16 protein-coding genes are annotated in these 18,327 nt (G+C 67.5%); 7 read left to right on the forward strand and 9 right to left on the reverse strand.

Annotation, left to right across the window (positions count from 1 at the left end; genetic code table 11):
- The first annotated feature begins 63 nt into the window (after positions 1-63).
- Positions 64-729, forward strand: coding sequence for a TraX family protein (locus tag AC5QAB_RS06870; RefSeq protein ID WP_164111320.1), 666 nt, complete (start codon positions 64-66; stop codon positions 727-729).
- Between the two features lie 463 nt (positions 730-1,192).
- The gene (locus AC5QAB_RS06875; RefSeq protein WP_032962681.1) at positions 1,193-1,549 is read left to right on the forward strand and encodes a hypothetical protein; all 357 of its coding nucleotides are present in this window, start codon (positions 1,193-1,195) and stop codon (positions 1,547-1,549) included.
- A gap of 132 nt (positions 1,550-1,681) precedes the next feature.
- On the opposite strand, the gene AC5QAB_RS06880 is transcribed toward AC5QAB_RS06875, so the two are convergent.
- Entirely contained in the window at positions 1,682-3,877 is a 2,196-nt protein-coding gene (locus AC5QAB_RS06880) for a TonB-dependent receptor (RefSeq protein ID WP_164111318.1), read from the reverse strand.
- Positions 3,878-4,135: 258 nt separating this feature from the next.
- Between AC5QAB_RS06880 and AC5QAB_RS06885 the strand changes: the two genes are divergently transcribed.
- Positions 4,136-4,720, forward strand: coding sequence for a TetR/AcrR family transcriptional regulator (locus AC5QAB_RS06885; RefSeq protein WP_197561217.1), 585 nt, complete (start codon positions 4,136-4,138; stop codon positions 4,718-4,720).
- 77 nt (positions 4,721-4,797) lie between these two features.
- A complete protein-coding gene (locus AC5QAB_RS06890; RefSeq protein ID WP_495233248.1) occupies positions 4,798-5,886 on the forward strand; it encodes a DNA glycosylase AlkZ-like family protein in 1,089 nt (362 codons plus the stop codon).
- Between the two features lie 758 nt (positions 5,887-6,644).
- On the opposite strand, the gene AC5QAB_RS06895 is transcribed toward AC5QAB_RS06890, so the two are convergent.
- The 4 genes from AC5QAB_RS06895 to AC5QAB_RS06910 form a co-directional block, all read right to left on the reverse strand.
- Positions 6,645-7,571, reverse strand: a complete 927-nt coding sequence (locus AC5QAB_RS06895) for an ABC transporter six-transmembrane domain-containing protein (protein WP_049406833.1) — start codon at positions 7,569-7,571, stop codon at positions 6,645-6,647.
- 190 nt (positions 7,572-7,761) lie between these two features.
- Positions 7,762-8,838, reverse strand: a complete 1,077-nt coding sequence (locus AC5QAB_RS06900; RefSeq protein WP_049406889.1) for an ATP-binding protein — start codon at positions 8,836-8,838, stop codon at positions 7,762-7,764.
- A gap of 3 nt (positions 8,839-8,841) precedes the next feature.
- Positions 8,842-9,558 carry a response regulator gene (locus tag AC5QAB_RS06905; RefSeq protein ID WP_164167741.1) on the reverse strand — a complete coding sequence of 239 codons (717 nt, stop codon included), beginning with the start codon at positions 9,556-9,558 and terminating at the stop codon, positions 8,842-8,844.
- Positions 9,559-9,610: 52 nt separating this feature from the next.
- A complete protein-coding gene (locus tag AC5QAB_RS06910) occupies positions 9,611-10,177 on the reverse strand; it encodes a hypothetical protein (protein ID WP_495233249.1) in 567 nt (188 codons plus the stop codon).
- A 237-nt stretch (positions 10,178-10,414) separates the two neighbouring features.
- Here AC5QAB_RS06910 and AC5QAB_RS06915 point away from each other — a divergent pair, with 237 nt between their 5' ends.
- Both AC5QAB_RS06915 and AC5QAB_RS06920 read left to right on the forward strand, forming a co-directional pair.
- Positions 10,415-11,596, forward strand: coding sequence for an efflux RND transporter periplasmic adaptor subunit (locus tag AC5QAB_RS06915; RefSeq protein WP_164109355.1), 1,182 nt, complete (start codon positions 10,415-10,417; stop codon positions 11,594-11,596).
- A 2-nt stretch (positions 11,597-11,598) separates the two neighbouring features.
- Positions 11,599-13,542, forward strand: a complete 1,944-nt coding sequence (locus AC5QAB_RS06920; protein WP_164109353.1) for a MacB family efflux pump subunit — start codon at positions 11,599-11,601, stop codon at positions 13,540-13,542.
- A gap of 117 nt (positions 13,543-13,659) precedes the next feature.
- Here the strand turns inward: AC5QAB_RS06920 and AC5QAB_RS06925 are convergent, their stop codons facing one another.
- The 3 genes from AC5QAB_RS06925 to AC5QAB_RS06935 form a co-directional block, all read right to left on the reverse strand.
- Complete coding sequence (locus AC5QAB_RS06925) at positions 13,660-14,253, reverse strand: mechanosensitive ion channel domain-containing protein (protein WP_164109351.1); 594 nt, start codon at positions 14,251-14,253, stop codon at positions 13,660-13,662.
- A 6-nt stretch (positions 14,254-14,259) separates the two neighbouring features.
- Entirely contained in the window at positions 14,260-15,126 is an 867-nt protein-coding gene (locus AC5QAB_RS06930; protein WP_012480369.1) for a glucose 1-dehydrogenase, read from the reverse strand.
- Between the two features lie 101 nt (positions 15,127-15,227).
- A complete protein-coding gene (locus AC5QAB_RS06935) occupies positions 15,228-15,611 on the reverse strand; it encodes a sensory rhodopsin transducer (protein WP_014647273.1) in 384 nt (127 codons plus the stop codon).
- A 59-nt stretch (positions 15,612-15,670) separates the two neighbouring features.
- Between AC5QAB_RS06935 and AC5QAB_RS06940 the strand changes: the two genes are divergently transcribed.
- Complete coding sequence (locus AC5QAB_RS06940) at positions 15,671-16,657, forward strand: TIGR03885 family FMN-dependent LLM class oxidoreductase (protein ID WP_495233250.1); 987 nt, start codon at positions 15,671-15,673, stop codon at positions 16,655-16,657.
- Here AC5QAB_RS06940 and AC5QAB_RS06945 read toward each other — a convergent pair.
- Positions 16,627-18,213 carry an alpha-amylase family protein gene (locus tag AC5QAB_RS06945; protein ID WP_164165661.1) on the reverse strand — a complete coding sequence of 529 codons (1,587 nt, stop codon included), beginning with the start codon at positions 18,211-18,213 and terminating at the stop codon, positions 16,627-16,629. The genes AC5QAB_RS06940 and AC5QAB_RS06945 overlap by 31 nt on opposite strands.
- Positions 18,214-18,327 lie beyond the last annotated feature (114 nt).

Genomic DNA, 18,327 nt, shown 5'->3' on the forward strand with positions numbered 1-18,327 from the left:
TTGCAGCAGCGGGCTCCTGCGCGGCGCTGGAAATGCGCTGGCCGATGCGCATAAGCTTCCGCGATGCAAGCGACCACGACCGGGACGTCCACGTTCAACCTCACCCTCGGCAGCGGCGCGCGGGAGCTGCTGAAGTGGATCGCGCTGTTGGCCATGACCGGCGACCACATGGCCAAGGTGGTGTTCGGGGGCTACGTGCCGGTGGTCAGCGAACTGGGGCGTATCGCCTTCCCGCTGTTCGCGCTGGTGATGGCCTGCAACCTGGCCCAGGCGGGCGCCGACCTGCGCAAATCGATCCGCCGGCTCGCGCTATGGGGGCTGATCGCGCAGCCGTTGCACGCCTTTGCGTTCGGTTCCTGGCTGCCGCTCAACATCCTGCTCACCTTCACTTTGGCGGCGGTGGCCGTGCATGCGCTTGCGAACAATCGGCCTGTGCTGCTGTTGCTGGCTGCCGGTGTGCTGCCGATGTTCGTGGACTACCAGTGGGCCGGCGTTGGCGCCGTGCTGCTGGCCTGGATCGCGTTCCGGCATCGGGCGTGGTGGCCGCTGCTGGTCGCGCTTGCGGCGGTGTGCTGGGCCAACCACAACGGCTGGGCGGTGCTGGCCGTTCCGGTGGTGCTGCTGGCCGCGCGGGTGCCGTGGCAGCTGCCGCGCTGGCGCTGGCTGTTCTACGGCTACTACGTGGGGCATCTGGCGGTGCTGGCGTTGATTGCCCATCTGCTTGTGTAATGTCGGAACTGGCGTGTCGCGCGTCTTGAAAGCCGGATGCGGTCAAGGAACGCGTGGTGCCGATGCGGGTGGGGAACGCCGCCGTTGGCGTGGCGCAAGTTGTTGAATCTTCGGCTCGATTGTCGATATGCGACAATGCGGCCACTGCGTAAACGTTGCTGTCTTTGCACTTGGGTTGTTGGCGCCTGCCACCCCGTTGTGCACATGATGGGGTGCCACCGAAAAAGGGTGGCCGGGGCCTGGAAACCCCGTTGAGTAAGTGCTGTTTACGCTTGCCAGCCGGCGTCGCCTTGCGCGGCGTCGGCTGGCATTCCGTTCGCGTTCCATGGCGGGCGGTGCGTGGAGGTGGGCGCAAGCCCACCGCCCGGGTATAGCACTGACTCACGGGATTTCCAGCCACGCACCGTCCGCCGCCTTGATTGTTAAGGGTGGTGGTCCCGCATGCCTTGCACGGAGACCTGCCATGAACGCATCGGAGTTTCCCCATCAGCGCGCCCCGGCCAATGCCGATGAGGGGCACGACATCCCGCCCGATCCCAACAACCTGACGGCCCTGCTGCATCGCATCGGGTTGGGCGCGGCTGCCGACGGCCAGCCCTGGCCCGAGCGCCATCAGCTGCCGGGCCGGTGCCTGGCGTTGGCCGACGCCGACGGTGCACTGGCCGGGCTGCGTATCGTGCAGGAGATCCTGCTGGCGGCCGAACGCGCCCGCCAGAATGGCGGCCCGGAACAGTACGTGGGCGATCGCGTAATGGAAGGGCTGAAGCTGGCGGCATTGGCGTTGACCAGCCACGCCATCTATCGCCTGCATCCGGAATGACACGTAGATCCACGCCATGCGTGGATGCCGTTCGCGGATTGCCCGACGTCCTGTAGAGCCGAGCCTATGCTCGGCTCAGCGGACGAAACGGAGCCGAGCATAGGCTCGGCTCTACAGGAGATCCATGCCGGCTCAGAAATCCATGGTTGCCGACACCAGCACTGTCCTCGGTGCACCCAGCGCCAGGCTCGACAACAACGGCATGCCCCAGTAAGCCTTGTTGGTCACGTTGTTTACCGTGGCCCGCAGTGCAAGGGGCCGTCCTGCGATCGTCGTGCTGTAGCGCGCGCCCACGTCGAACAACGTCCGCCCCGGCACGGACAGGTTGTTGTCGGCACTGATGTACTGCTTCGACATCGCCGTGGCATTGCCGGTCAAGGTGAGGCCCTGCAAGGTCGGCACATCCCATTCCACGCCCAGCTTGGCCTGCCGCTGCGCCACGGCGGTGGCGATGCGTCCTTCATTCACGCCGCCGGCCGTGCGGGTCAGCTTCGGCTGCACATAGGCCACGCCACCGAGCAGGCGCACGCCGTCCATCGGTGCGCCGAAGAAGCCCCATTCCACGCCGCGATTACGTTGCTCGCCGCCAAACGAGAAGATATTCGTGACCGGGTCGGTGTAGCTGCTCGGTCGCTTGATCTCGTACACGCTGAAGGTGTGCGCGGAGCTGCCCAGGTCCAGCTTCAGGCCCAGCTCCTTCTGCCTGGTGCGGAACGGTGCGAACACATCGCCGGCATTGGCGGCGGTCATCGGCGCGGTGGCGCCCTGGCTGAGGCCTTCGATGTAGTTGGTGTAGAGGGCGATCGTGTCGGTGGCTTTCACCAGCAGGGCCGCTGCCGGCGTGGTGGCGCTCTCGTCGTAGCGCGAGGTGCGTGCACCCGTGGACACGTTGAAGGTCTCGCTGACCACCTGCTGGCGGCGCACGCCCAGCGTCAGCTGCACGCGGTCATCGGCGAAGGCGAGGGTGTCGGCGAAGCCGAGGCTGTCCAGCTTCAGCTCGGTATGCGAGATGTGCGGTGCCATGAACGACGCCGCCGGGCCCCACACTGGGTTGTACAGGTTGGTGGTCCAGTCCCAGCCGGGTACGCTGCGCCGGCCGTAGTCGTTCTGGGTGTGCTGGTAGTGGGTCACGTTGGCGGCCCACTGGTGGCCGACGTTGCCGGTCTGGAACGAACCGCGCAGGCCGGCATCTGCGGACTGCTTCTTGATGTCGAAGGCGAGCTGGCCGATCACCGTGGTGAAGTCGCCAGCCGGATTGAGGATCTGCGCGCTGATCGAACCGTTGTAGCGGTAGTCGGTCTTGCTGGTGCCGTAGGCCAGATAGGCCATCAGGCTATCGTTGATATCCAGTTCGCCGCGCAGCATTGCGCCCTTGTCCTGGCTGTCCACGTAGGCCCAGTCCGGGTTGATCAGCGTATCGCCACGCGGCGGCCGCGGAATGGCCACGCCCGGTGCCAGGCCGACGCCACGTGCCGGGCCGTCCACGCGATCGTCGGCGCTGTACAGATCGGCCGACAGCCGCGCACGTTCGCCGCGCCAGTCCAGTGCCAGCGAACCGAGCTGTACCTTCTTGCGCTGCTTGCCGACGGCGCCGTCACCATCACGGTAGGCACCGTTGAAACGGATGCCGAACTGCTTGCCGGCACCGAGGCGGCGACCCATATCCACATGGGTGCCGAACTGCGCGTCGGAGGCGAAGTTGGCACTGACCCGCAGCAATGGCAGCTCACCCGCACGCTTGGGCACCAGGTTGACGCTGCCACCGACCGAGCCGCCCGGCGGCATGCCGTTGAGCAGCGCAGACGGTCCCTTCAGCACCTCGATGCGCTCGAACATTTCCGGCGAGGTGCGGTAGTAGGGCGCCATGCCGCTGAGGCCATTGAAGGTGGTGTCGCTGGTGTTGGAGGCAAAGCCGCGGATCGCGTAGTTCTCACTCCAGGCACCGGTGACGCCGTTGCTGAACACCGTGGGGTCGGTGGCGGCAATGACGTCGGTCAGGTCCTTGGCCTGGCGATCGCGGATGAAGGACTCGGTGTAGCTGACCGTATTGAACGGCGTGTCCATGAAATCCTTGTCGCCGAGCAGGCCGACGCGGCTGCCGGCGGCCACCTGGCCGCCCGCATAGTCTGCAGTGACCCGGCGCTGTTCCTGCACCTGCACCGAGGGCAGCGTGGACGGTGCGGTGTCGGCCTGCGCGGCAAACGAGGCCAGCAGCCCCAGCGCGAGGGCTGACATCCGGTAGCGCATGGGCATGCCCGGCGGATGCATCAGGCCGGAGGATGCGGCCGCAGCGCGAAGCTGCGCAGAAGTGAAGTTGTAAACGGTCATGCCAGAGTCCTGTGAATCGCAGGCGCGAGCGCGCCTGGCGCGCTGCCGACGGCAAGCACGGGGAAAGGGCGCAGCGCAGGGTTGTTGGCTGGGTGGGGACCTGGCGGGAGGTGAGCCATGGGCTCGGTTACGGGTGCGCGGCGGACGCGTTCCGAATTAGTTGAGTAAAGTAAACTAAATCAATCGAAGCGGACAAGAGGGTCCCTTTGCTGGCACCCTCAGCAGGGTATGGACGCGCACTGTAAGAGCAGGCACCGCATGAGCACGCACCCCGATCCAACGGCGCCGACCCGTGGCCGCCCGCCCACCATCACCCCGGAGCGTCTGGCCGACATCGGCATCCGCCTGGGCCTGCCCAACCTGACCATGGCCAACGTGGCCGCCGAACTGGCGGTGACCCAGGCAGCGCTGTACAAGCGCGTGGCCAACCTGGAGGCGTTGAAGCGCCTGGTGGCGGAGGCGGTGTTCCAGCGCTGGCAGATTCCGCGCGCGTCGGTCGACGCACCGGGTGGGCTGGAGGCCTATCTGATGGGGTTCGTGGAGTCGCTGTGCGAAGTGGTGAAGGCGCATCCCGGGCTACCGCCCTACCTGCTGCGGCGCACGGTGGCGACCGCGCCGATGCTGGAAAAGATCGCCTCGCACCAGGCGCACGTGGCCGAGGTGTTCGGCCTGCCGGTGGACAAGGCGCGCTGGCTGCTGGCCACGATCGCGTTCTACTGCATCGCCGGTGCCGACACCATCTACGCGCTTGCGGATGACGAAGAAGGGCAGGTGATCACCGAGTTCAAGCAGGGCATGCGGGCGTTGGTGATCGGTTCGCTGGAGGTATCGCGGCTTCGGTAGATGCACGCCATGCGTGGGTGCCGTTGCACGGTTCGCCACGGCCCCATCTACGGATGGCGTGGATCTACAATGCGGCCATGCCTGCCACGCCTACTCTCGATGATCTTCGCCGCTACGCGGTCGCGCGCACCCTGTTCAAGCCGACCACGCTGCTGACCGCGATCCGGCGGCTGGGCTTCGTGCAGGCCGACCCGATCCGCGCACCGGCACGCGCACAGGACCTGACCTTGCGCCACCGGGTGAAGGACTACCGCGCGGGCGATCTTGAGCGCCGCTACACGCGTCTGCCGGTGGAAGAGGATTGCCTGGTGAACTACGGCTTCCTGCCGCGCGAGCATCTGGCGCTGATGCACCCACGGGTTTCCAAGCGCGAGTGGGATGCCGAGACCCATCGCCGTGCGGCCGACGTGCTGGCCTTTGTGCGCGAGCGTGGCAGCGTGCACCCGCGCGAGGTCGACCAAGCGTTCGCGCATGGGCGGGTGACCAACTACTGGGGCGGCACCAGCAACGCCAGTACGCATCTGCTGGATGGCATGCACTACCGCGGGATGCTGCGGGTGCAACGGCGCGATAGCGGCACGCGCATCTACGCGGTGGCCGATCATGCCGAGCCCGATTCCAGCGAACAGGCGCAGGTCGAACGTGCCGCCGCCCTGATCGACCTGGTGGTGCGCAAGTACGCGCCGCTGCCCTCGGCCAGCCTGACCTATCTGGTGCGCCTGCTGGGCTATGGCGCGCCGCACCTGGCCGAGCAGACCCGCAAGGCATTGGCGCTGGCCAAGCAACAACTGGCCAGCTGCACGCTGGAAGGCACCACCTGGTACTGGCCGGCGGACGAGAATCCGCGCTCGCGCCGCCATGCACCGGATGAGCAGGTGCGCCTGCTGGCGCCGTTCGACCCGGTGGTGTGGGACCGCCGCCGCTTCGAACTGCTGTGGGATTGGGTGTACAAGTTCGAGGCCTACACGCCTGCACCGAAACGCCAGTACGGCTACTACGCACTGCCGGTGTTGTGGCATGAGCAGGTGGTGGGCTGGGCCAACTTGAGCGTGCGCGAGGGTGAGTTGGTGTCGAGCGTGGGCTATGCCGGCAAGTCGCTGGCCCGCGACAAGGTATTTCGTGGCGCGCTGGACGACGAGCTGCAGCGCATGGCGGAGTTCCTGTAGCGCCAAGCGGCGCATGGGTATCTATCGATCCCGGTAGCCGCCAACCTTGGTTGGCGCTGGCTTCCATCGGTGCCCACCAAGGTGGGCAGCTACCAGAGCAACACCGCTCAGGCCCGGTAGCCGCCAACCTGGGTTGGCGCTGGCTTCCATCGGTGCCCGCCAAGGTGGGCAGCTACCAGAGCAACACCGCTCAGGCCCGGTAGCCGCCAACCGTGGTTGGCGCTGCTCTCGTCGGTGCCCACCAAGGTGGGCAGCTACCAGGGCAACACCGCTCAGGCCTGGTAGCCGCCAACCTGGGTTGGCGCTGGCTTTCATCGGTGCCCACCAAGGTGGGCAGCTACCAGGGCAACACTGCTCAGGCCTGGTAGCCGCCAACCTTGGTTGGCGCTGGCTCCCGTCGGTGCCCACCAAGGTGGGCAACTACCAGAGCAACGCTGCTCAGGCCTGGTAGCCGCCAACCTTGGTTGGCGCTGGCTTCCATCGGTGCCCACCAAGGTGGGCAGCTACCAGAGCAACACCGCTCAGGCCTGGTAGCCGCCAACCGTGGTTGGCGCTGGCTTCCGTCGGTGCCCACCAGGGTGGGCAGCTACCAGAGCAACACCGCTCAGGCCTGGTAGCCGCCAACCTTGGTTGGCGCTGGCTTCCATCGGTGCCCACCAAGGTGGGCAGCTACCAGAGCAACACCGCTCAGGCCCGGTAGCCGCCAACCTTGGTTGGCGCTGCTCTCGTCGGTGCCCACCAAGGTGGGCAGCGACCGGTCAAGCGGCGCCCTTGTGCTCCGCATCGTCCATGCCGGGGCTGACGCGGCGGCCGATATCCTTCAGCCGCGCAAGCTGATCCACCATTGACGGCGCATCGTCCAGGCTGCCGACGAAGGTCCACAGGTAGGTCATCACCGCGTAGACGTGGCCCGGTGTAACGCCTTCACTGGTGGCAAGGCGACCGATGGTCAGCGCGAACAATGCCGCGGCAGCCAGGCCGATCACCACATAGGCGCCGGCCTCGCGGTCGGACAGCAGGATGCGCAGGCGCGACAGCGTGGTGTAGTGGCGGCGCAGCACCGAGGGGCTGACCCGGTCGACCAGCCGGATTTCGTGTTCCAGGCGGTTGTTCAGTCGGCCGTGCAACTGCTCGTTGCGGCGTGCGAACGAGGGCAGCACCAGCAGGGCGCCGAGCAGGGTGGCCAGGCCAGCGGCACCGACCATCGGCTCGATCGCCAGCAGCATGGCCACCGCACCGAACATCGATGCCAGCGCGGTGGCGATGATCGGCACGTGCTTTTCAAAGAAGTCGACGAACTCGCGGGCCAGCACCACGCGTGCCGCCGAAGTGGACGTCGCCTGGCCCAACCGGCGCTGCGCCTGCACCACGCTCACTGCCAGATCGGCATAGATGCGGGTGAAGGTGCGCGTATCCACCGCCCGACGGGCGGCACCCACCAGCCAGAACAGCAGTACCACGCCGGCATAGGAGATGGCATGGCCGATGTTGCCGCTGATGATCGCGTCTACCGCGAAGCCGGCGAACAACGGATAGGCCAGCAGCAGGGTGTTCTCCAGCGCCACCAGCGAGAACGTGCCGGTGAGCTGCCAGGGGTAGGTGCGCAGGATCGCCTTGAGCGTGGCGGCCGCATTCTGCTGGCCGATGCTGCCGGCGGCGGCCGCTGGATCGTGGGGGTGCTGCATGGGATGCCTGGGGGGTTCGGGGACAGGGCAGGGGACGGATGCCTGCCATCTGCCGGGTAGCGCCCAGTATCTGCAGCCCTTTGGAGCGGGCATGGAGGGATGATGGAGATTGCGTGGAGAAATCGGCGGCGTTCAGCCACGCGCGTGGTGCCCACCAAGGTGGGCCGCTACCAGGGCAGCGTCTACGGCCTCAACGGCGCACGTGCACCGGCCAGCGGATCTCGAACGAACTGCCGCCACGCTCGGTAGCTCGGCACTGCGCCGTTCCGTGATGGGCCACGGCAATCGCACGCACGACCGCCAGGCCGAGGCCTGAGCCCCCACTCTGCCGTGAGCGCGACACATCGGTGCGCTGGAAGGCTTCGAAAATGCTGTCGCGCAGGTCGTCCGGCACGCCGGGGCCACCATCTTCCACGGCCACCGCGCAGTGCCCCTCAGCGAGGGTGACGCGCACCCGCAGCGGGCAGGGGATGGCATGGCGACGGGCGTTCTCCAGCAATGCCAGCACCGCCTGGCGGATGCGGGCCGGATCGCAGTCCGCCAGCGACGGCCGCGCGTCCAGGCTCACCGAGAAGCCACTTTCGGTCAGCGCCTCGGACATCGCCTCCACCACCGCCGCCACCTGCACGCTGACGTCGCTGCGTTGCAGGCGCAGATCCAGGTGGCCACTCTCGGCCAGGCTGACCACGCGCAGGTCCTCGATGATGCGGGTCAGTCCCTCCAGCTGGGTGAGCATGCTGTTGAACTGCTCGGGGCCCGGCTCGAATACACCTTCGGCGATGCCTTGCAGGCGGCCACGCAGGATGGTCATCGGCGTGCGCAGTTCGTGTGCGATGGCCGCGTTCCAGAACACGCGGTTCTCGGACATCCGGCTGAGCCGCTCGGCCATGGAATTGAAGTCGTTGACCAGCGTGGCGGCCTCGGCCATCGAGGTGTCGCCGCCGCGTGCGCGCGCCTCCAGGTCACCGCTGGCCACGCGACGCAGGCTTGCGGCCACCGAATTCAACGGGGTGATGATGCGCCGGGTCAGGCGAGACGCGATCAGGGTGGCCAACGCCACCACCACGGTGGCGGTCAGGCCGATCCACAGCCACTCCAGCCCGGAGGGCATCATGGACTTCGGCTCGTCATACCAGCGCGGATAGAACACCTCCAGCAGGTAGTAGAACAGGTAGAAGCCGCTGATCGACAGCACCGTCGAACACAGCGAGGCCACGGTGATCGACAGGCTGATCTGGCGGCCGATGCTCTTGCCTTTCGCAGTCATCATTCAGTCCAGGAAGCGGTAGCCGACGCCACGGATGGTGGCGGGAATGCCGATCACGCCGACATCCTCGAGCTTGCGCCGCAGCTTGCTGACATGGCTGTCGACGGTGCGCTCCTGCGCATCGCCCTCGGGCAGGCAGGCGTGCAGCAGGTCCACCCGCGCATGCACCTGGCGCGGCGCGCGCGCCATGTGCACCAACAGCCGGAATTCGGTGAGGGTGAAGTTCAGTGCGTGCGCCTGCTCGCCGTTGCGGACCGTCACTTCGTGGCTGCGCAGGTCGATCTCGAATGGGCCCTGGCGGATCAGCCCGGTGGGTTCTTCAGCCACGCTGCGGGCACTGCGGCGCAGCACGGCCTGGATGCGCGCAACGATCTCAGCGGGATTGAATGGTTTGGCCACGTAGTCGTCAGCGCCCACGCGCAGGCCGGTCAGCTTGTCCACGTCCTGGTCGAGCGCGGTGAGCATGATCACCGGCGTGTTGCCGCGACGCCGCAGTTCGCTCAGCACCTGCCAGCCATCCAGCTTGGGCATCTGCACATCCAGCAGTACCAGGTCCGGGCGCAGCTGGCGGTGGCTGGCAAGCGCCGCCTCACCGTCGGCGGCGCGTGCGCTGCGCAGGCCCGAACGGGCCAGGTAGGCACCGAGGATGTCGGCGATCTCGCCCTCATCTTCGGCAATCAGCACCAAGGGCGGCGGTCGGTTACGGAGTTGGTGTTTCATTGCGAGCGGCAGGTTCGAGGCCAAGGGCGGGCAGGGCGGGACAGGGGCGGTGTCATCGTCGGCGTTCCCTGGCCTGCGCCTCTTCGTTGGCCGCCCAGGCCAGCGTGGCCAGCACCAGAGTGCGCTGCAGGCTGGGGTCCACCGAACCCGCGCCGCGCAGCTGCTGCAGCGTCAGGGTAGACACCGCGGCAGGCAGCGCGTTCCAGCGCGAAGCCATGGGGGTGGCGTTCACCCGGGCCTGCAGCCGCGAGGCCATGCCCACAATGGCGCGCAGGCGCACTGCCAGCAGGGCGGCGACCACGGCGGTGGCGGGCGCAAGCAGCAGATGCAGGTTGACGTTGGCGGCCGGAGGTGTTGCCGACCAGAACGCCAGGCCGATCAAGGCCAGCGATGCGAGCGACCCGGAGCGGCGGGTGCGTCCGGGCCCGTCACTGCGGAACCCCAGCAGGGCGGCGGCCCCGAAGCCGGCCAGCAACGGCAGTAGCGGATACGGTGCGACCCACATCCATGTGCTGGTCGATGCCAGCACCAGTGCGATCAACCACGGCGAAGGCGCACACCACGCCAGGTAGGCACGGCGCACATCGATGGGTGGCAGGTCCGGGTAGGAAAGGGGCACGGCGGGCTGGCAGTCGGCGAGGCCGCCGAGGCTAGCGACCGTTGATGGAGACTTGGTCGAGATTGTGTCGAGATTGCGTGGAGCCGCGCCATGGATTCAGCCGCCGACGCGGTGCCTGAACGGCGGTCGCGTCTCCATCCAATCTCCACAGCCGCTCCAAGAAACATCCACCTGGGGCTTCCAGACTGCGGCCCTGGCGGTCGCACCGGGCGACTGCACGCACCCCCGGAAGTTTCGATGAACAACCGCAGGACCTGGATCATTGCCGCAACGCTGGCCGTTCTTGCCGGCGGCGGTTGCTGGTGGGCGTTTGCCGATGGCGAGGATGCCGCGTTGATCACCGCACCGGCAAGGGTCGCCGGTCTGGAAAAGACCGTGCAGGCGGTCGGCCGGGTCAATCCGAAAGAACTGGTGGCCGTGGGCGCGCAGGTCTCCGGGCAGGTCACGCGCCTGCATGTGGTGCTGGGCCAGCACGTGCAGGCCGGCGACCTGATTGCCGAAGTGGATTCACAACCGCAGCGCATTGCCCTGCGCAGTGCCGAAGCCGCCGCCAACGCGCTGCGTGCGCAACATGCGGCCAGCCAGGCGCGCTACCGCCAGGCCCTTCGCACGTACGATCGCCAATCGCAGCTGGTGGCGTCGCGGCTGGTCTCGCAGGAAGGCTTCGAAGCGGCACGTGTGGCGCGCGATGCGGCGCGCGCGGATGCCGCTGCGTTGCAGGCGCAGATCGACCAGGCGGTGACCCAGGTGGAAACCGCCCGCATCAACCTGGGCTACACGCGTATCGTGTCGCCGTCCGAGGGCTACATCGTGGCCATCGTCACCAAGGCGGGGCAGACGCTGAACTCGATGCAGACCACGCCGACCATCGTGATGCTGGCACAGATGGACACGATGACGGTGCGCGCCGAGATCGCCGAGGCTGACGTGGAACTGATCGCACCCGGCCAACCGTTGTGGTTCTCGACGCTGGGACCGAGCGGGCGCCGCTATGAATCGCACCTGCAGCAGCTTGAGCCAGCGCCGTCGTCGATTGCCGACGCGGCCAGCGGCAACAGCGGCGGATCGGCGCAGACGCCGAAAGCGGTGTACTACGCGGGGCTGTTCGACGTGGCCAATCCGGGCTTGATGCTGAAGCCTTCGATGACGGTGAAAGTGACGATCCAGCTGGCACGCGTGGCCAATGCACTGCAGGTGCCGCTGACCGCCCTGGGCGAGTCCGACGACAAGAACGGCAACGGCGCAATCGTGCGGGTAGTCGATGCGAAAGGCCGCGCCCACGAGCGCGCTGTGACTACCGGCCTGCGCACCGCCACCGCCGTGCAGATCCTCTCTGGCCTGGAAGCGGGCGAGAACGTGGTGGTCGGCCAGGCGCCCAGCGGTGGCGATGCCGAACCCACCAGCCTGCTGGGGATGTGAGCATGGCTGACGCACTGCTGGAATTGAAGGGCGTATCGCGCGCCTATCGCTCGGCCGCCGGCGAGGTGGTGGTGCTGAAGGGGGTCTCGCTGCGCATCGATGCCGGCGAGTTCATCGCCATCATCGGCCCCTCGGGTTCGGGCAAGTCCACGCTGATGAACATCCTGGGCTGCCTGGATCGGCCGACCGAAGGCAGCTACCGCGTGGAGGGGGCTGCGACCGAGCAGATGTCGCCTGACCAGCTGGCGCGCCTGCGCCGCGAGCACTTCGGCTTCATCTTCCAGCGCTACAACCTGATGGAGAACCTCAGTGCCACCGAGAACGTGGCCTTGCCCGCCGTCTATGCCGGGGTGGAGGCCGATGCGCGCACCACGCGTGCCCGCCTGCTGCTGGAAACGCTGGGCCTGGGCGAGCGGACCGCGAACCGGCCCAGCCAGTTGTCCGGCGGCCAGCAGCAGCGCGTCTCCATCGCACGCTCGCTGATGAACGGCGGCGCGATCGTGCTGGCCGATGAGCCGACCGGCGCGCTGGATCATGCCAGTGGCAGGCAGGTGATGGCGGAGCTCAAGCGCCTGCATGCGCAGGGCCATACCGTGATCCTGGTCACCCACGATGCGGCGATTGCTGCCCACGCGTCACGGGTGATCGAGATCGCCGATGGGCGTGTGGTGGCGGATCGCCAGGAGCGAGGCCCTTCGGTGCGGCAGCGTTCGGACGCACCGGCGCGCACATCCACGGCGGCTACCGAGCGGCGCGCCCGTATCGATGCCGTGCGCGAGGCGACGCGCATGGCAGTGCGTTCGATGCTGGCCCATCGCCTGCGCACCCTGCTGACCATGCTCGGCATCATCATCGGCGTGGCCGCGGTCGTGACCGTGGTTGCGCTGGGCAAAGGCGCGCAGGCGCAGGTCGAGGCGCAGATAAACGAGCTGGGCGCCAGCACGCTGGAGATCTTCCCGGGCGCCGATTTCGGTGACCCGCGCTCGGCGGAGATCGAGACGCTGGTGGTAGGCGATGCCGATCACCTGGCCGCCCTGAGTTACGTGGACAGTGTCAGCCCCAACCTCAGCGGTTCGGTAGCAGCACTGCAGGGCGGCCGACGAGCCAATACGCAGGTGCTGGGCGCCGGTGCCGATCTGCCGCGCGTGCGCGGGCTGCGCCTGAGGGCCGGCCGGTTCTTCACCGATCCCGAGGTGGAGGCGCATCGGGCAGTGGGCGTGGTCGACCAGAAGGCAGCGAAGGCACTGTTCACTGGCAACCCCGTCGGCAGCACGGTGCTGCTGGGCGGCATGCCGGTCGAGGTGATCGGCGTGGTGGGTGCCAATGCACTCGCCGGTGGGGCCACGCCAACCGTCTACGTTCCCTATACGTCGGCTGCCTCCCGGCTGCTGGGCAGCCAGCGCCTGGAGAGCATCACCGTGCGCGTACGCGACAACGTACCCACCAATGCCGCCGAGGCCTCGCTGGGCGCCGAGCTGGAGCGGCTGCATGGGCGTCGCGATTTCTTCATCTACAACTCGGACCAGATCCGCAAGGCGGTGATGAAATCCAGCCAGACCATGGCGGCGCTGGTTTCGGCGATCGCGGCGGTGGCGCTGGTGGTTGGCGGCGTGGGCGTGATGAACATCATGCTGGTGTCGGTGAAGGAGCGCGTGCGCGAGATCGGCGTGCGGCTGGCGGTGGGGGCGAGGCAGGGCGACATCCTGCGCCAGTTCCTGATCGAGGCCGTGCTGATCTGCCTGTTCGGTGGGGTGCTGGGCGTGTTGTCCGCGTTGGGCGTGGGGGCCTTGTCCAGTCTGCTGTCACTGGGCGTGCCGTTCCTGTTCACGCCTGGGCCGGTGCTCGCCGCGCTGGCATGTTCGTCTGCAATCGGGCTGGGTTTCGGCTACTTCCCGGCCCGCAATGCCGCGCAGCTGGACCCGATCGAGGCATTGGCGGCGGAGTAGGCTCGCCTGCTATGGCACGTGTAAAGCCGAACCCACGCTCGGCTGCTCTCCGTTCAGACCGCGATGCGCCCTGCGCCGCGCGCAGCGAGCCGAGCATGGGCTCGGCGCTACAGCGACTCAGCGCGCCTTGCCTTTGATCGCCACGCTTCCCGGCAGCTGCGAATAGCCGCTGTCACCCCAGTGCCGGGTGATGCGCTGGAAGAACAACGAGTTCGGCACGCGCAGCAGACAACCGCGCGCGCCTTCGCCACGGTCACTCAGCGTGGTGTAGATCAGGTTGATGTCCACCACTTGGCCGCACAGGCCCGGCTTGTCCACGCTTTCCAGCACTTCGATCGTGTCGTTGATGCGGAACGGGCGCGTAGCCACGATCAGGAACGAACAGAACAGGTTGGACAACACGCTCCATGCGGCGAAGAACGCCACCGCACCGACCGCCATGAACCCGGTCAGCGCGGTCCACAGCACCGAGCGCGAAACGCCCAGCCGCTCCAGTATCAGCAGCGCAGCCGCCAGATACAGCAGCAAAGCACCGCCGCGGCGCAGGCCCACATGAAGCTCTGGAGCCAGCCTGCCGCGCTGCCGGGCCTGCACGAGCAGCCACGCCAGTGCACGCACCATCAGCCAGGCCACCCCGAGAATGACCAGCACCTCGGCCACCGGTACCACCACCAGCAGCCAATCCGCGATCCAGGCAGGCAGTCCGGCCATGGGCGGTCACAGCGTTGCCGCGCCGCCGGAGATGGTCAGCAAGGCACCGGAGGTATAACTGGCGCTGTCCGAAGCCAGCATCACGTAGGCCGAGGCCAGTTCCGCGGGCTGCCCGGGTCGGCCGAACGGCGTCTGCGAGCCGAATTGCTCGACCTCTTCGGCGGCCATGCCTGCCGGGATGAACGGTGTCCAGATCGGGCCGGGCAGCACGGCGTTGACGCGTATCTGGTGCTCGGCCAGCAGGCCCGCCAGCCCCAGCGTCAGGTTGGCGACGGCGCCCTTGGTCGCAGAGTACGGAAGGATGTTCGGGGTCGGTCGCTTGGAATTGACCGATGCGGTGTTGATGATCGCGCCGCCACCGCGCAGGTGTGGCACGCACAACCGCGTCAGATTGAACACGGCATGGACATTGGTATCGAACGTCCGCTTCCAGTCATCCAGGGTGATGTCGTCGAAGTGCTCGTAGTAGCGCTGGTAGGCCGCGTTGTTGACCAGGATGTCGAGACCGTCCAGCTCGCTGGCCACGCGGTCGACGAGCGAGCGCGCCTGCGCCGGGTCGCTGATGTCACACGGTACCAGCACGGCCTTGCGCCCGGCCTGTTCGATCTGCTGCTGCACATGGCGGGCGTCGTCCTGCTCGCCATCAAGAAAGGCGATGGCGACGTCGGCACCCTCGCGCGCGAAAGCGATGGCCACCGCTGCGCCGATGCCGCTGTCACCGCCGGTGATCAGTGCCTTCTTGCCCTGCAGCAGGCCATGGCCGCGGTAGCTGTCCTCGCCGTGGTCCGGCCGCGGCTGCATCTGCGCGGTCTTGCCGGGGAAGGATTGCTGCTGCGCCGGGAAGGGCGGACGTGGGTAGTCGGGCAGGGCCATCGTCACTCTCCGAAAGGGAACCTGGCGGCAGTCTCGCTCGGCGCGGGTAAACGGCCGGAGGGCGCGGTGTCGTGGCAGCGTGGACGACTGCGCACGGTGCTTCACAAGGGATGGGCGATCGTGGTCATGATGCTGTTGGCCGGCTGCCGTGAATCCAGCCGCGTGTGCTGCACGATGATCGGCTGGTCGGATTCGATGAGGGTGGCGAAGCCGGTGCCGCGTGGTACCGGCGCCGGATCCTGCAGGTCGTTGAAGCGCAGGTGGCAGGTGCGTCGTGCTGGCACGGTGATCCGGTAGGGACCCACCGGATCGCGGTCCTCGAAGTAGAGGGTCAGCGTGACATGCGCGTCCTCGTTGCCGGCATTGAGGACGCAGCAGGTTTCGTGACTCTGCATCTCCGGCGACGGGCCGTTGCTCCAGGCTGGAATGTAGCCTTCGGCGATAGCCCAGCGTCGATGCCCGATGCAGGAAGTGTTCGTTTCCATGACGCCGTTTTAGCTGGAGGGGTGTTGCCATCGTGTCCAGTCCCCGCACGGAATCCGTGATGACCATCGGCTACCACGCATCGCACGAGCAGTTCCCGCCCGCCACCTTGCTGGGCCTGGCGCTGCGCGCCGAACAGGCGGGATTCGAGGCTTTGATGTGCTCGGACCATTTCCACCCGTGGACGACCGCGCAAGGGCAGTCCGGCCACAGCTGGGTATGGGCCGGCGCGCTGGCGGTGCAGAGCGCATTGACCTTGGGCATGGTGACCTGCCCGATGCTGCGCCAGCACCCGGCATTGGTGGCACAGGCAGCGGCGACGCTGGAGCAGTTGGCGCCGGGCCGGATCTGGCTGGCGCTGGGTACCGGCGAGGCCCTGAACGAGCGCATCACCGGCCAGCCGTGGCCAGCCAAGCGCGAGCGGCAGAAGGCATTGCGCGATGCGACCGAGGTGATGCGGCGGCTGTGGGGCGGCGAGCAGGTCGACCACGACGGTGGCTTCCGGGTGCGCCAGGCACGGCTCTACAGTCGCCCGGCGCTTCCCCTGCCGCTGCTGGGGGCGGCCGTCACCGAGGAAACCGCACGCTGGATGGGGGGCTGGGCCGATGGCCTGATCACCATCAGCCAGCCACTGGCGCAGTTGCGGCGTGTGGTGGCGGCGTTTGAGGACGGCGGTGGCAGGGGCAAGCCGATGTACCTGCAGGCCAAGCTCTCCTACGCGCGCGCCGAACAGGCGGCGCTGGAAGGTGCGATGGAGCAGTGGAGCGCCAACGTGCTGCCGCCGGAACTGGCTGAAGGCCTGGACCAGCCCGAACAGTTCGAAGCACAGGCCCGATCGGTCAGCGCCGAGGTGGTGCGTGAGCACGTGTATGTCTCGGCAGACCTGGGCCAGCATCGGGCCTGGCTGCAGGAGCTGCAGTCCCTGGGGTTCGATCGCATCTACCTGCACAACGTGAACCGCGAGCAGGAACGCTTCATCGACGACTTCGCCGAACACGTACTGCCTGCGCTGCGCACTCAGGCACCCTCGGCAGCCAGCCATGCATAGCCATGGCCCTGCAGGTAACAGCGGCGACCCTGCAGTTTGGCGCCGTGGCCCACCAGCGTGTTCAGCGGGCCGCGCAGGGGCACGTCCACCTCGACCGGCTCGTCGCCGAAGTTGATCAGTGCCAGTGCCTGAGGAGGTGCCTCACCGTAGCGGAGCATCAGCAGCGCAGGTGAGGGTGGGTCGAGCGTGTGAGGACCCTGCTGCAGCACGGAATGTGCATTGCGCTGCTGCAGCAGCTCGCGCACCCGCAGCAGCAGTGAACCTGGCGTCGCGCGTTGCGCCTCGACGTTCACCGTGCGGTAACCGTAGGGGCCGTCTGCCGGTGGCGCGCGCCAGGCATGCCGCGGTTCGTCGGTGAACCCAGCCCCTGGGCCGTTATGCCAGTGCATCGGCATGCGCACGGCATTGCGTTCGGGCAGCTCCAGGCAATCACCGAGGCCGATCTCTTCGCCATAGCGGATCACCGGCACCTGGCCCAGCGACAGCAGCGCCGCCCAGGCCATGGCCTGCCATGCGATGTCGCCCTCCAGCATCGGTGCCAGCCGGCGGCGGATGCCACGGCCATAGATGCGCATGCCACGCTCAGGAGCGAAGCGTTCCATCACCGCTTCGCGCTCATCCGGCTCCAGCTGCTCCAGGTCCAGTTCATCATTGTTGCGCAGCCAGGCAATGCGTGTGTCCGGCGGCGCGTGCGGGCCGTACTCGGCCATGACCCGCGCCACTTCGCTGGCATCGCCGCGTGCCAGTGCCAGGAAGAAATGATTGTTGAGGTGGAAATCCAGCAGGTGCGAAAGCCGCCGCCCGTGGCACAGGAAGTCACCGTAGTGGGACGCGCGGACATCCGCTTCGCCGATCAGTGGCAGCCCTGGTTGCTGCGCGTCTGCCGTGGCGCGCATCGCCTCCAGCAGCCACAGCCCGTCGTCGCGCGGGTCCGCGTGGCGGGCGCGCTCGACCATGTACGGTACCGCGTCGACGCGGAAGCCGGCCACGCCGTGCTGCAGCCAGAACGTCATTACCCGCAGCAGTTCCTCGCGTACCGGCGCATGCGCCAGGTCGAGGTCTGGCTCGTGCCGGTAGAACATGTGCCGGTTGAACGCGCCGGCCTCGGCATCCCAGGTCCAGACAGAGGCCTCGATCGGCGGGAACATCGGCTGCAGGCCGTCGTCAGGCATGTGGTCGCTCCACAGGTACCAGCGGCGCCAGGCCGGGTCACCCTGCTGCGCGGCGACGAACCACGGGTGCGCGCTGGCGGTGTGCTGCATCACCAGTTCGACGATGATGCCGATGCCACGTGCGTCGGCGGCATCGACCAGGCGCTGGAACGCGGCCTGGTCGCCCAGGCGTGGATCGATACGGTAGTGATCGGTGACATCGTAGCCACCATCGCGGCCGGCGTTGCAGTAGAACGGCAGCAGCCAGACATGGCTGATGCCAAGCCACTGCAGGTAGTCCAGCTTTTCCGTGATGCCATCCAGCGTGCCCCAGCCGCGGCCGTCGCTGTCGCGGAACAGGTAGGGGTCGATCTGGTAGATGGCGCGCAGTGGACGCACCGCCATGGGCTTCTCCGGCACTGTTCACGGGTGACCAGCCTGCTGTCGCGCGTGGCAGCGGTTCGTGAAACGAATGGCACCGCATCATGACGTGGCATCCACGGCTCGTGCATGCCCGGG

Source organism: Stenotrophomonas sp. YJH_SMC_127 (genome assembly GCF_059372445.1).